This window comes from Variovorax sp. GW821-FHT10D07 (assembly GCF_059415325.1).
Genome location: NZ_JBWKMZ010000002.1, coordinates 54649 through 67064, shown reverse-complemented (window position 1 = coordinate 67064; position 12416 = coordinate 54649). Strand labels below are relative to the sequence as shown.

At 69.4% G+C, this 12416-nt stretch carries 12 protein-coding genes; 3 read left to right on the top strand and 9 right to left on the bottom strand.

Features of this window, described 5'->3' with window-relative positions; all coding sequences use genetic code 11:
- Nucleotide 1: 1 nt before the first annotated feature.
- The 3 genes from AC07PU_RS05430 to AC07PU_RS05420 all read right to left on the bottom strand — a co-directional run bounded on the left by AC07PU_RS05430 (nt 2) and on the right by AC07PU_RS05420 (nt 5105).
- Complete coding sequence (locus tag AC07PU_RS05430) at nt 2-988, bottom strand: HlyD family secretion protein (protein WP_495315913.1); 987 nt, start codon at nt 986-988, stop codon at nt 2-4.
- Nucleotides 989-2428 (bottom strand): TolC family protein, encoded by a 1440-nt coding sequence (locus AC07PU_RS05425; protein ID WP_431512560.1) that lies wholly within the window; start codon nt 2426-2428, stop codon nt 989-991. It lies immediately after the preceding gene.
- Nucleotides 2429-2600: 172 nt separating this feature from the next.
- Nucleotides 2601-5105, bottom strand: coding sequence for a sodium-translocating pyrophosphatase (locus AC07PU_RS05420; RefSeq protein WP_495315911.1), 2505 nt, complete (start codon nt 5103-5105; stop codon nt 2601-2603).
- 264 nt (nt 5106-5369) lie between these two features.
- Between AC07PU_RS05420 and ppa the strand changes: the two genes are divergently transcribed.
- Nucleotides 5370-5897, top strand: coding sequence for an inorganic diphosphatase (gene ppa, locus AC07PU_RS05415; protein WP_093341396.1), 528 nt, complete (start codon nt 5370-5372; stop codon nt 5895-5897).
- Nucleotides 5898-5927: 30 nt separating this feature from the next.
- On the opposite strand, the gene AC07PU_RS05410 is transcribed toward ppa, so the two are convergent.
- The 3 genes from AC07PU_RS05410 to AC07PU_RS05400 form a co-directional block, all read right to left on the bottom strand.
- Nucleotides 5928-6596: a lysozyme inhibitor LprI family protein gene (locus AC07PU_RS05410; protein WP_495315909.1), complete on the bottom strand. Its 669-nt coding sequence runs from the start codon at nt 6594-6596 to the stop codon at nt 5928-5930.
- 121 nt (nt 6597-6717) lie between these two features.
- Nucleotides 6718-7470: a hypothetical protein gene (locus tag AC07PU_RS05405; RefSeq protein ID WP_495315907.1), complete on the bottom strand. Its 753-nt coding sequence runs from the start codon at nt 7468-7470 to the stop codon at nt 6718-6720.
- 84 nt (nt 7471-7554) lie between these two features.
- The gene (locus AC07PU_RS05400; protein WP_495315905.1) at nt 7555-8721 is read right to left on the bottom strand and encodes a GNAT family N-acetyltransferase; all 1167 of its coding nucleotides are present in this window, start codon (nt 8719-8721) and stop codon (nt 7555-7557) included.
- A 19-nt stretch (nt 8722-8740) separates the two neighbouring features.
- Here AC07PU_RS05400 and AC07PU_RS05395 point away from each other — a divergent pair, with 19 nt between their 5' ends.
- Both AC07PU_RS05395 and AC07PU_RS05390 read left to right on the top strand, forming a co-directional pair.
- Nucleotides 8741-10432 carry an NAD+ synthase gene (locus AC07PU_RS05395; RefSeq protein ID WP_495315903.1) on the top strand — a complete coding sequence of 564 codons (1692 nt, stop codon included), beginning with the start codon at nt 8741-8743 and terminating at the stop codon, nt 10430-10432.
- Nucleotides 10429-10767: a P-II family nitrogen regulator gene (locus AC07PU_RS05390; RefSeq protein ID WP_013540975.1), complete on the top strand. Its 339-nt coding sequence runs from the start codon at nt 10429-10431 to the stop codon at nt 10765-10767. The genes AC07PU_RS05395 and AC07PU_RS05390 overlap by 4 nt, the downstream gene beginning before the upstream one ends.
- Nucleotides 10768-10811: 44 nt before the next feature.
- On the opposite strand, the gene AC07PU_RS05385 is transcribed toward AC07PU_RS05390, so the two are convergent.
- The 3 genes from AC07PU_RS05385 to AC07PU_RS05375 are packed head-to-tail and all read right to left on the bottom strand — an operon-like array spanning nt 10812 to nt 12416.
- Complete coding sequence (locus AC07PU_RS05385) at nt 10812-11402, bottom strand: LOG family protein (protein ID WP_296789222.1); 591 nt, start codon at nt 11400-11402, stop codon at nt 10812-10814.
- Between the two features lie 31 nt (nt 11403-11433).
- Nucleotides 11434-11841: a diacylglycerol kinase gene (locus tag AC07PU_RS05380; protein ID WP_057592491.1), complete on the bottom strand. Its 408-nt coding sequence runs from the start codon at nt 11839-11841 to the stop codon at nt 11434-11436.
- Nucleotides 11838-12416: an RDD family protein gene (locus AC07PU_RS05375; protein WP_296789224.1), complete on the bottom strand. Its 579-nt coding sequence runs from the start codon at nt 12414-12416 to the stop codon at nt 11838-11840. Before AC07PU_RS05375 ends, AC07PU_RS05380 begins: the two co-directional genes overlap by 4 nt.

The following is a 12416-nucleotide window of genomic DNA, read 5'->3' as shown; positions in this document are numbered from 1 at the left end:
GCTAGTCGACCAGCACGCTCATGCCGGGCCGCGCGCCCTCGATCGGCTGCAGCGGCCGCGCGCGGACCTCGAAGGTGCGCACGTCGAAGCCGGCGCCGCCGCGGGTGGCGCGCCAGGTCGCGAAGTCGGGCAGCACGCCGCTGTAGTAGACCTTGAAGCGCGCCGTGCGCCGGTCCTCGGCCAGCGCGGGCAGGCGGGCCTCGAACTCGCTGCCCATCGCGAAGCGCGGCAGCCGGTCCTCGCGCACGTTGAGCACCACCCACTGGTCGGCCAGGTCGACCACCGTGACCACCGCCACGCCCTGCGGCGAGAGCTCGCCGACCTTGGCGAGCACCTTGGCCACCTCGCCGGCGACCGGGCTGCGCAGCTCGGTCTCGGCCTTGGCGGCCTCGGCTTCCGCGACCACGCCGGCCACCTGGCGCGCCTGCGCGCTGGCCGCGGCCTGGTCCTCGGGGCGCGCGCCGGCGCGTGCCATGTCGTACTGCGCCTTGGCGGCGATGGCCGCGTCGCGCGAGGCCTTCCAGTTGGCCTCGGCCTCGTCGCGCTTCTGGTCGGCCACCAGGCCTTCGCGCGCGAGGCCGTCGACGCGGCGGAACGAAGTCTGCGCGAGCTGGGCCGCGGTCTCGGCGCGCTGCCATTGCATGCGCGCCATCTCGATCTCCTGCGGCCGCGCGCCGTTCTGCGCCTTCTGGGCCACGGCCTGCGCGGCCTGCTCGGCGGCGGTGGCCTGGGCGAGCTTGGCGCGCACCTCGGGGCTGTCCATGCGCACCAGCACCGCGCCGGCCTGGATGCGGTCGCCTTCCTTCACCAGCACCTCGGCCACGCGTGCCGTCACCTTGCCGGCCACGTCGGTCTCGCGCGCCTCCATCTGGCCCTGGAACACCTCGGGCGCGGGCCGCGAGGCGCGCCAGAAGCCCCAGGCCAGCAGCGCCAGCACGAGCAGCGCGGCCAGGATCGCGATCAGTTTGCGGGTCTTGGCACTCATCATTCAGTTCACCTTCACGTCGGCACGCGCGATGTAGTCGGAAAAGCGGTCGGACAGGCCCGCGCTCTCGAGCAACTGGGCCAGCGCCTGCACGTACTCGTTGGCGGCCTGCGCGCGCTCGGTCAGCACCTTGGCCTGGTTGGTCTCGGCATCGATCAGGTCGAGCGTGGTGCTGGTGCCTTCGCGCAGGCCCGAGGTGCGCAGCTTCAGCACCTCGCGCGCCAGTTCCACCGAGGCCTGCATCTCGAGGTACTGGCGGCGCGCGTTGTCGAGCGCACGCCAGTTGCGTTCCACCAGCAGCGAGATGTCGCTGCGCGCCTGGGCGCCGGTGCGTTCGGCCTGCTCGACCTGCTTTTGCGACGCGGCCGAGAGCGCATCGCGGTCGACCGAGTCGTACAAGGTCCAGCGCACGCCCAGGCCCGCCACCCAATCGGCATTGCCGCTCTTGAGCTGGCGCGTGCCGAAGGCGATGACCTGCGGGCGCCGCAGCGCTTCCTCGCCTTCGTGCAACTGCTCGGCCTGCGACTTCTTGGCCGCGACCTTCTCGAGGCCGGGATGCCGGTTGAGCGCCGAATCGATGAACCAGCCCAGCGGCTCGATCGGCGCGCTGATCACGAACAGCGGCGTCTGCGGTGCCACGCGGCCCTCGGCGCGCACCGTGCGCGCCAGCGCCACAGCCGCGAGCGCGGCGTCGTTCTCGGCCTTGCGCGCGTTGCGGCGCGCTTCCTCGTAGGCCGCGCTGGCCTGCAGCCGTTCGACGCGCGAGATCACGCCGGCCGCGAGCATCTTCTGCGCCGCCGCGTCGTGCTGCGCGATGGTGCGTTCGGCCTGCGCGCGCAACTGCGCCGCGCGCTGTGCGAGCTGCGCGCCGAAGTAGCGCTGCACCAGCAGCGTGTCGACCTCGTGGCTCGCCTGTTCGGCATCGGCCTCGGCCTCGCGCGTCTGCGCCGACACGAAGCCGCGCACCGCATCGGTGGCACCGCCCAGGTAGATCGGCCAGACCGCCGACACCGAGGCGTTGGAGCCGGTGTCGTGCCGGTTCAAGGTGTAGCTGTTGGGCAGTTGCGGTATCGGCACGCGCGCGATGAAGCTCTGGATCGAGGGCGGCAGCGCCTGCCCGATCTGGCCAAGCTTCTGGTTGAGCGGATCGAGGTCGAGGTTCAGGTTGGCGTTGTACGCATAGGCCAAGCCCGACACGCTGACCACCGGGCCGCCGAGCCGCTTGAGGCCATCGCTCTGCAACTGCTTGGCCTCGACCGCCGCGCGCGCGGCGGCCAGCTTGTCGGAGCGGTCGAGCATGCGGGCACGCGCGGCATCGAAGCTCATCGCGGTGGCATCGTCGGCTGGCGCGGGGGCCTGCGCGAAGGCCGCGCCACCGGTGGCCGCGAGCAGCAGCGGGGCCAGGGCCTGGAGGAGGGCGTTGCGAAGGTGAAGGTGTGTCATCGGATTCGAAATGCCTTGCGCGCAAGCGTAGCGGGCCGGCGCGGCCCGGTCACGCGAAACGTGGCGCGCGCACCTCGCTTCGATGGCGTGCGTTCTCGAGCGCGCAAGAAAAAGGGGCGACGCCGATGCGGCGTCGCCCCTTCCGGAATGGCGTTTCAGTCGGGCGCGAGCCTCAGGACTTCACCTTCACCTCGACGCGCCGCGCTTCGCCCGCGGGGCCGTCGGCCTGGGTCTGTTCGGGCTTGGCGAGCTCGATCTTGTCCTCGGGCGCGCCCGCGGCCTTGAGCGCATCGCCGACCGCCACCGCACGCTGCTTGGCGAGCTCGGCGTTCTTCGCGGCGTCGCCGGTGGCGTCGTGGTAGCCGCTCACCAGCACCGTGTTGCCGCTCTGCACCGCCTTGATCACGTCGGCCAGCGCCTCCCTGGCATTGGGCGCGACCTCGGCGCTGCCGGTGGCGAAGTAGAACTTGACCACGCCGTTCTCGACCTTGACCGCGGCGGCTTCTGCCGCGGTCACCGCGCCCGAGGCCACGGCGCCGGCCGGCGTGCTGACCGCGGCCGGTGCCGTGGCGGCCACGGGTGCCGGGGGCGGCACGGCTGCCGTCGCATCGCCGGCATGGAACTTCACCACCAGCGGCACGATGAGCAGCGCCACGATGTTGATGATCTTGATCAGCGGGTTCACGGCCGGGCCGGCCGTGTCCTTGTAGGGATCGCCCACGGTGTCGCCGGTGACGGCGGCCTTGTGCGTCTCGCTGCCCTTGCCGCCGAAGTGGCCGTCCTCGATGTACTTCTTGGCGTTGTCCCAGGCACCGCCGCCGGTGCACATGGAGATGGCGACGAACAGGCCCGTGACGATGGTGCCCATCAGCAGGCCGCCCAGGGCCTTCGGTCCGAGCAGCAGGCCGACCACGATCGGCACCAGCACCGGCAGCAGCGAGGGGATCATCATCTCCTTGATGGCCGCGCCGGTCAGCATGCTCACGGCCTTGCCGTACTCGGGCTTGGCGGTGCCTTCCATGATGCCGGGGATGTCGCGGAACTGCCGGCGCACTTCCTCGACCACCGAGCCCGCCGCGCGGCCCACGGCTTCCATCGCCATCGCGCCGAACAGGTAGGGGATCAGGCCGCCGATGAACAGGCCGACGATCACCATCGGGTCGCTGAGGTTGAAGGTGATGTTCAGGCCGAAGCTCTCGAGCTTGTGCGTGTAGTCGGCGAACAGCACCAGCGCCGCGAGGCCGGCCGAGCCGATGGCGTAGCCCTTGGTCACGGCCTTGGTGGTGTTGCCCACCGCGTCCAGCGGGTCGGTGATGTCGCGCACGCTCGCGGGCAGTTCGCTCATCTCGGCGATGCCGCCGGCGTTGTCGGTGATGGGGCCGTAGGCGTCCAGCGCCACCACGATGCCGGCCATGCTGAGCATGGAGGTCGCGGCCACCGCGATGCCGAACAGGCCGGCCAGCGCGTACGAGGCCAGGATGGCGATGCACACGAAGATCACCGGCCAGGCCGTCGAACGCATCGACACGCCGAGGCCCGCGATGATGTTGGTGCCGTGGCCCGTGGTCGAGGCCTGCGCGATGTGCTGCACCGGCTTGTACTGCGTGCCGGTGTAGTACTCGGTGATCCACACCAGCGCGGCCGTCAGCGCCAGGCCCACGAAGCAGGCGCCGAACAGCTTGAGCTGGCTGCCGCTGGCCGCGATCGCGTTGTCGGGGATGAGCCAGCTGGTGACGAACCAGAACGCGATCAGCGACAGGATGCCCGCCACCGCCAGGCCCTTGTAGAGCGCCGGCATCACGTTGGTCATGCCCGGCGAGGCCTTGACGAAGAAGCAGCCGATGATCGACGCGATGATCGACACGCCGCCCAGCGCCAGCGGATAGAGCACCGCGTTGACCGGCGCCGCCGTGACCATCAGCGCACCGAGCACCATGGTGGCGATCAGCGTCACCGCGTAGGTCTCGAACAAATCGGCCGCCATGCCGGCGCAGTCGCCGACGTTGTCGCCCACGTTGTCGGCGATCACAGCGGGGTTGCGCGGATCGTCCTCGGGGATGCCGGCCTCGACCTTGCCCACCAGGTCGGCGCCGACGTCGGCGCCCTTGGTGAAGATGCCGCCGCCCAGCCGCGCGAAGATCGAGATCAGCGAGGAGCCGAAGGCGAAGCCGATCAGCGGATTGAGCAGCGCCGCCAGCGCATGGTTGCCGCTCGGCAGGCCCCTGGAGGCCAGGAACCAGTAGAAGATCGACACGCCCAGCAGGCCCAGCCCGACCACCAGCATGCCGGTGATGGCGCCGCCGCGGAAGGCCACGTCGAGCGCCGGCCCGATGCCTTGGGTGGCGGCCTGCGCGGTGCGCACGTTGGCGCGCACCGAGACGTTCATGCCGATGAAGCCGCAGGCGCCCGAGAGCACTGCGCCGACCACGAAGCCGACCGCGGTCGTGAGGTCGAGGAACAGGGCGATCAGGATCGCGAGCACCACGCCCACGATGGCGATGGTGCGGTACTGCTTGGCCAGGTAGGCCGCCGCGCCCTGCTGGATCGCCGCCGCGATCTCCTGCATGCGCGCGTTGCCCGCGTCCTTGGCGAGGATCCAACTTCGGGCCCAGATGCCGTAGGCCACGGCCACGAGGCCGCAGACGATGGCGAGGATGAGGGGGGTGTTGCCATTCATGCGTTGCATCTCCATTCGTTCGTTGTGACGTGGAGACGGAAAGCGCGAGGATCCGTTGCGTGCAACGCGCGGGAGTCGAGATTTCCGCCGCGTTGCTTCCTCGAAGCTCGCTGCATCCCGGGGAGCCGGGGTGCGGAGCCGATTGGCCAACGGCTGCAATTTACAGGCAAAAACGAAATCGCGTGCGACGGGTCCGTGACTCGGAAAGTAAACTTCGGGTTTGTCCGCATCCCTCTCATACTTTTCAACTACTCGAAAAACGTCATGTCCTTCGACAAAGTCTCCCCCGGCAAGAACGTCCCCGATGCCTTCAACGTCGTGATCGAAATCCCGATGAATGCCGACCCGATCAAGTACGAGGTCGACAAGGAATCGGGCGCGATCTTCGTCGACCGCTTCATGACCACGGCCATGTACTACCCGGCCAACTACGGCTACGTGCCGCAGACGCTGTCGGGCGACGGCGACCCGGTCGACGTGCTGGTGATCGCGCCGTACCCGCTGCTGCCGGGCGTGGTCGTGCCCTGCCGCCCGCTGGGCATCCTGATGATGGAAGACGAAGCCGGCGTGGACGGCAAGGTGCTGGCCGTGCCGACCGACAAGGTGCTGCCGATCTACAGCCACTGGAAATCGGTGGACGACGTGAACCCGATGCGCCTGAAGGCCATCAGCCACTTCTTCGAGCACTACAAGGACCTCGAGGCCGGCAAGTGGGTCAAGGTGCTGGGCTGGGAAGGCATCGACGCCGCCCGCAAGGAAATCCTCGACGGTATCGCCGCCTACAAGAAGTGATCGGGCGGGGCGTGTCGGTCGCCCGGGCAGTCACTTCTGCTCGAACGGCGACCGGCGCGCATCGCGCACGAAGGTGCCGGCCGTCGACGGGCTCGCGCATTCCGCGGCGCCCGCGGGCGTGTCGGTCACCACGATGCGGTCGGCGCTGAATTGCAGGGTGCGGGTGCAACGCCCGCCGAACGGCACCACCAGCCGCTGCCGCTCGTCGAGCCGGCCACCGCCCTGCAGCAGCATGTTGCCGCGCGCATCGGGGCAGACGTAGAGCTCGATGTCGAGCGCGCCGTCGTTCGACGGCGTCACGTCCAGGAAACGCCCGTCCTTCGGACAGCGGCCCTCCACGTAGCGGCCGGTCCAGTGCAGCAGCGGCTCCACCAGGTAGCGGATGCGCCGCTCGTAGTCTTCCCGCAGGCATTTCACGTCGGCCTTGCAGTGCCGGTTGCGCACCGCGAGCCAGTCGCGCTGGTCGCGCCTCAGGTAGGTGGCCCATTGGCCGGCATCGGGTATCGCGAGCTGCTTGCGATAGAGCTCGGCCATGCTCTCGTCCTGCAGCGAGAGCACAGGGGTGGCGCAGATGGTCTTCTCGGTGGGGTTCGAGGCCTTGGCGCAGTCGAAGCTGGCGGCATGGGCCGGGACGCAGGCGAGGGCCGCGAGGCCCAGGGCCAGCGCCCAGGGGAAGAGGGGGCGGATCGATGCGGGCATGCGGTGCTCTCCTGCGCGCCGGGCGCGCGCGATGGCCGCATGCTCGTTCCCGCGCCGGCCGCTGTCGATCTGCCGAACGGCAGGGCCGGCTATGCCCTTGGTCGGGGCCTCGCGCTCGGCCTCAGCCGCGGGCCGCGTCGCCGGCCAGCCGCATCCATTCGCGGTTGACCGAGCGGGCGTGCGAATTCCAGTGGCGCGCGGCCTGCTGGAGCTCGTCCCACTGACGCCGCGCGGCGGCGCTGTCGCCCTGCTGCGCGAGCCAGGCCACGTAGCGCGCTCGCGCCTCGACGGTGTTGTAGAGGCTCAGGGTCGATTCGAAGGCCTGGCGCGCTTCGTCGTTGCGGCCCTCGGCGGCCAGGGCGCGGGCCACCAGCAGCGCGACCTCGTCCTTGCGGTAGTCGTCGCGGGTGGAGCGCAGGCTTTGCAGCGCCTGCATCGCTTCGCCGCCCGCGCCGGGACCGCCCGCGGCGAGCAGCGCGCTCGCGAGGCCGAACTGCAGCTCGGGATCGGAGGCCAGCGGGCCCTTGAGCGCATCGCGGTAGTGCCCGACCGCCTCGCCGGCCTGGCCGCGATCGAGCGCGGCCTTGGCGAGGCGCAGCTTGTTCTGCGCCGTCGGCGCGAGGTCGTAGGCCTGCTCGGCCGCGCGGTATTCGCGCTCGGGATCGATGAAGCCGATGGCCGCGCTCGCGACCTTGCCCGCGGTGCGCTGCATGCGCGAGGCGGGCAGGTACTCGACCACGAAGTAGACGATGCTGCCCAGCAGCGGAAAGCTGAACAGGATCAAGAGCCAGTACATCTGCTTGCCGTGGCGCATCGCGTGCACCGCGAAGAACAGCGCGATCAGGATGTGCAGACCCAGGCCGACGAATGGCATGACTTTTCCCCTTGTTGTTGGCGATCTGCCGGGGTTTATAGCAGCCGTGTTTGGCCGTGGCCTGACGCGGGCCCGCCGTCGCGCTCAGGCGGCCTTGAACGGGCTGCGCTCGCCCAGGTGGTCCATGTAGTTCTCGATGCCTTCGCCCTCGCGCTCGAGGAAGCGCTCGACCGCGTCGGCGAAGGCCGGATGCGCGAGCCAGTGGGCGCTGGTGGTCTTCACGGGCATCAGGGCACGCGCCATCTTGTGCTCGCCCTGCGCGCCGCCCTCGAAGCGCTGCACGCCGTGCGCGATGCACCAGGCCAGCGGCTGGTAGTAGCAGGCCTCGAAGTGCAGGCAGTCGACGCGCTCGACAGCGCCCCAGTAGCGGCCGTAGGCCACGAGCGGGCTACCGGTGCTGTCGTCGGTGGCCAGCGCGATCAGGCTGGCGGCGATCGGCTTGCCTTCGCGCTCGGCGATGAACAGCAGCCAGGCCTCGGGCAGCGTGTCGGCCAGGCGATGGAAGAAGTCGCGCGTGAGGTAGGGCGGGTTGCCGTGCTCGCGGTAGGTGCGCGCATAGCAGCGGTAGAAGAAGTCCCAGTCGGCGCGCGAGATATCGGCCCCGCGCGACCAGCGGAAGCGCACGCCGGCATCGGCGACCTTGCGGCGCTCCTGGCGGATCTTCTTGCGTTTGTCGTGCGCGAGGCTCGCGAGGAAGGCCTCGAAGTCCGCGTAGCCGGGCGTCGGGTTCTGCCAATGGAACTGCACCGTGTGCCGCAGCATCAGCCCGGCCTCGGTGCAGGCCTCGATGTCGGCTGCGGCACCGAACAGCAGGTGCAGCGACGAGAGTTCGCTGTCCTTGCACCAGGCCACCAGCGCCTGGGCCAGCAGCGCGCGGCCTGTCGCGTCGCGCGCGAGCAGGCGTGCGCCGGGCACGGGCGTGAACGGCACCGCGACCGTCGCCTTCGGGTAGTAGGCCAGGCCGTGCTGCTGGTAGGCGTTGGCCCAGGCCCAGTCGAACACGTACTCGCCATAGGAATGGTCCTTGACGTAGACCGGGCAGGCGGCCTCGAGCGTGTCGCCGCGCCAGAGGGTGAAGAACTGGGCCGTCCAGCCGCTCTCGGGCGTGGCGCTGCCGCTCTCGTGCAGTGCGGCCAGGTACTCGTGGCGCATGAAGGGCGAGGGTTCGGCCTGCGCGGCGAGCAGCGCGTTCCAGGCCTGCGGGTTCACGTCCGACGGCGACGCGACAACCCGAATGACATAATCGTTCAAGCCTGTTTCTTCCTTCCGTATGACGCTCAAGCTCGCCATCGCGCAACTCAATTTCGTGGTGGGCGATCTCCCCGGCAATGCCCGAAAAATCGTGGCGGCCGCGCGCGAGGCCCATGCCCAGGGCGCTCGCCTTCTGCTGACGCCCGAACTCTCGATCGCCGGCTATGCGGCCGAGGACCTGTTCCTGCGGCCCGCCTTCACCGAAGCTTGCGATGATGCCGTGAAAGGCATCGCTGCCGCTCTGGCCGACCTCAAAGACATGGTCGTGGTGGTGGGGCATCCGAGCGGCGGCAGCCTGCGCGGGCGCTCCGTGTCGGTACAGTTGCGCCACAACGCGGCCAGCGTGCTCAAGGAAGGCCGCATCCTCCAGACCTACGCCAAGCGCGAGCTGCCCAACTACCAGGTGTTCGACGAGCGCCGCTACTTCGCGCCGGGGCAGGGCACCTGCGTGTTCGAGGCCGGCGGCGTGTCGGTGGGCCTGCTGATCTGCGAGGACGCCTGGTTCGACGAGCCGGCCGAACTGGCGCGCTCCGCCGGCGCCGAGGTGCTGGCCGTCATCAATGCCTCGCCCTACCACGTGGGCAAGGAGGGCGAGCGCGTGGCGCGCATGGCCGATCGCGCGCGTGCCGTGGGGCTGCCGCTGGTCTATGCCCACCTCGTGGGCGGGCAGGACGAGGTGGTGTTCGACGGCGCCTCGTTCGCGCTGCAGGCCGATGGCGCGCTCGCGATGCAGGCGCCGGGCTTCGAGGAGAAGCTGGTGCTGACCGAGCTCGAGCGTGCACCGTCGCAGGGCGTGCGCTTCCTGCCCGAGCCCATTGCGGCGCCGCGCGACGCCGAGGCCCAGCTCTGGGATGCGCTGGTGCTCGGCGTGCGCGACTACGTGGGCAAGAACGGTTTTCCGGGCGCGATCCTCGGGCTGTCGGGCGGCATCGATTCGGCCCTGGTGCTCGCGATCGCGGTCGACGCGCTCGGCAAGGACAAGGTGCGTGCGGTGATGATGCCCTCGCCCTACACGGCCGACATCAGCTGGATCGATGCGCGCGACATGGCGGGTCGCCTGGGCGTGCGCTACGACGAGATCTCGATCCGCCCCACCTTCGAGTCGTTCAAGGCGGCGCTGGCCCCCGATTTCGCGGGCCGGCCCGAGGACACGGCCGAAGAGAACATCCAGGCCCGCATCCGCGGCACGCTGCTGATGGGGTTGTCGAACAAGTTCGGCTCGATCGTTCTCACCACGGGCAACAAGAGCGAGATGGCCACCGGCTACTGCACGCTCTACGGCGACATGGCGGGCGGCTTCGCGGTCATCAAGGACCTGCTGAAGACGACAGTGTTCGCGCTCGCGCGCTGGCGCAATGCCCACGATCCCTACGGCACCGGCGCCGAGCCGATCCCCGAGCGCATCATCACGCGGCCCCCGAGCGCCGAGCTGCGGCCCGACCAGACCGACCAGGACAGCCTGCCGCCCTACGACATCCTCGACGCGATCCTGGCACGCTACATGCAGGACGACGAGGGCATCGACGAGATCATCGCCGCGGGCTACGACCGTGCGGTGGTCGAGCGGGTGGCACGGCTCATCAAGATCAACGAATACAAGCGGCGCCAGGCGCCGGTAGGCATCCGGGTGACGCACCGCAGTTTTGGCAAGGATTGGCGTTACCCTATCACCAGCAAATTCAACGAAACCGCCGGAGCACGCAAACCATGAAGCAGATCACCGCCATCGTCAAACCCTTCAAGCTCGAGGACGTACGCGAGGCCCTGGCCGAAGTGGGCGTCACCGGACTCACCGTGACCGAGGTCAAGGGCTTCGGCCGCCAGAAGGGCCACACCGAGCTGTACCGCGGCGCCGAGTACGTGGTCGACTTCCTGCCGAAGATGAAGGTCGAGGTCGTCGTCAACGAGGGCGACGTCGAGCGCTGCATCGAGGCCATCGTCAATTCGGCGCGCACCGGCAAGATCGGCGACGGCAAGATTTTCGTGACGGCCGTCGAGCGCATCGTGCGCATCCGCACCGGCGAAGAGAACGAGAACGCGGTCTGAGCTGAACCGCAGGGGCCGGCGCTCGCCGGCCTTTCACAAGAGGTTCAGAGGTTCTCGGCCAGCCGGTCGTCGCGCGGATGGCGCGGCACCTCGGCACGCAGCGCCGCGAGCAGCGGCTCGGCTTCGGTGCCGGTGCGCACCAGGCTCATCTGCCAGTCGCCCATCAGGCCGTCGCGCACGCTCTGGTCGAGGAAGTCGAGCAGCTTGTCGTAGTAGCCGGCGCTGTTGAGGATGCCGACCGGCTTGTCGTGGTAGCCGAGCTGGCGCCAGGTCCAGATCTCGAACAGTTCCTCGAAGGTGCCGATGCCGCCGGCCATGGCCAGGAAGGCGTCGGCGCGCTCGCCCATCATCGCCTTGCGTTCGTGCATGGTGTCGACCACGTGCAGCTCGTCGCACAGCGGGTTGGCCAGTTCCTTGTCGACCAGTGCCTTGGGGATGATGCCGACCACGCGTCCGCCCGCGGCGCGCGTGGCCTCGGCCACCGTGCCCATCAGGCCGGTGCGGCCGCCGCCGTAGACCAGCTGGCCGCGCTGCTGGCCGATCCAGCGGCCGACCGCCATGGCGGCTTCAGTGAACTCGGGACGCTCGCCGGGGCGCGAGCCGCAATACACGCAAATCGAAAATTCAGGGGTCATCCCCCGATCATGCCTCGCGTGGCGGGCCCGCTCATGACACGAAGCGTGTCCACAGGGCGGCGGCCCAGATGCAGGTGCACAGCGACAGCGACAGCAGCACCGCGGCGCTGCCCATGTCCTTGGCGCGCTTGGAGAGGTCGTGCCATTCGGGGCCGATGCGGTCGATGGCCGCTTCCACCGCCGTGTTGAGCAGCTCCACGATCATCACCAGCACCGCGCTGCCCGCGAGCAGGGCGATCTCGACCCAGCTGCGGCCGAGCCAGAAGGCGGCGGGGATCATGACCATCGACAGGATGGCTTCCTGCCGGAAGGCCGGCTCGCCCCAGCCGGCGCGCAGGCCGTGCAGCGAGATCAGCGTGGCGTGCCAGACGCGATCGAAGCCCTTGCGGGCCTTCTGCGGATTGACGGCGGGATCGGGAAGTTCGGGCAGGGCGCTCATCGGCGGCTCATGGGCTTGGAGGTAATGAGCCGGGTGCCGGCCCAGGCGTCATGCCAGAACTGGCGTTGCGGATGGAAGCGTGCCAGCAGGGCCCAGATGGCCACCCAGCCGAAGACGAGCACCGTGACTTCGGGGCCCGACAGCTTGAAGGGCGCGACGGCAGCGAGCGGCGGCAGGAACCAGATCCAGCTCAGCAGGTAGCGCGCGAGCGCGCGGCGCTGGCTGACCGGGTGGCCGTGCGTGTCGACGATGCGGATGTTCCAGGTCTTCATCGCCAGCGTCTGGCCCTTGGCCCAGAACCAGACGAAATAGACGCCGAACACCACGAAGAGGAAGGCTTGAAACAGGTGGCGCCGCGAATCCATGGCGTCGCGCATCTGGCCCAGCGTGCTGAAGAGCCAGCCCGAAACGAACACCACCGCGAACAGCAGCATGCCTTCGTAGAGCCAGCAGGCCATGCGGCGCCAGAGTCCCGGAACCGGGCCCTGTGCCGTGGAAGAAGAAACGTCAGACGCAGGAGGGACGAGCGAAGCAGGCGAATCCGACTCCGAAACTTCGGAAGAGCTGGAAACCAT

What these genes read in the sequence shown, in the direction of transcription:
- AC07PU_RS05405 (WP_495315907.1), bottom strand. Translation starts at nt 7,470, where the DNA reads ATGCCATTCGTCGGCCTGGGTCTGCACATCCTGATCGCGCTGTTCTTC.
- AC07PU_RS05395 (WP_495315903.1), top strand. Translation starts at nt 8,741, where the DNA reads ATGACGCTCAAGCTCGCCATCGCGCAACTCAATTTCGTGGTGGGCGAT.
- AC07PU_RS05425 (WP_431512560.1), bottom strand. Translation starts at nt 2,428, where the DNA reads ATGACACACCTTCACCTTCGCAACGCCCTCCTCCAGGCCCTGGCCCCG.
- AC07PU_RS05385 (WP_296789222.1), bottom strand. Translation starts at nt 11,402, where the DNA reads ATGACCCCTGAATTTTCGATTTGCGTGTATTGCGGCTCGCGCCCCGGC.
- AC07PU_RS05410 (WP_495315909.1), bottom strand. Translation starts at nt 6,596, where the DNA reads ATGCCCGCATCGATCCGCCCCCTCTTCCCCTGGGCGCTGGCCCTGGGC.
- AC07PU_RS05420 (WP_495315911.1), bottom strand. Translation starts at nt 5,105, where the DNA reads ATGAATGGCAACACCCCCCTCATCCTCGCCATCGTCTGCGGCCTCGTG.
- AC07PU_RS05375 (WP_296789224.1), bottom strand. Translation starts at nt 12,416, where the DNA reads ATGGTTTCCAGCTCTTCCGAAGTTTCGGAGTCGGATTCGCCTGCTTCG.
- ppa (WP_093341396.1), top strand. Translation starts at nt 5,370, where the DNA reads ATGTCCTTCGACAAAGTCTCCCCCGGCAAGAACGTCCCCGATGCCTTC.
- AC07PU_RS05390 (WP_013540975.1), top strand. Translation starts at nt 10,429, where the DNA reads ATGAAGCAGATCACCGCCATCGTCAAACCCTTCAAGCTCGAGGACGTA.
- AC07PU_RS05380 (WP_057592491.1), bottom strand. Translation starts at nt 11,841, where the DNA reads ATGAGCGCCCTGCCCGAACTTCCCGATCCCGCCGTCAATCCGCAGAAG.
- AC07PU_RS05430 (WP_495315913.1), bottom strand. Translation starts at nt 988, where the DNA reads ATGATGAGTGCCAAGACCCGCAAACTGATCGCGATCCTGGCCGCGCTG.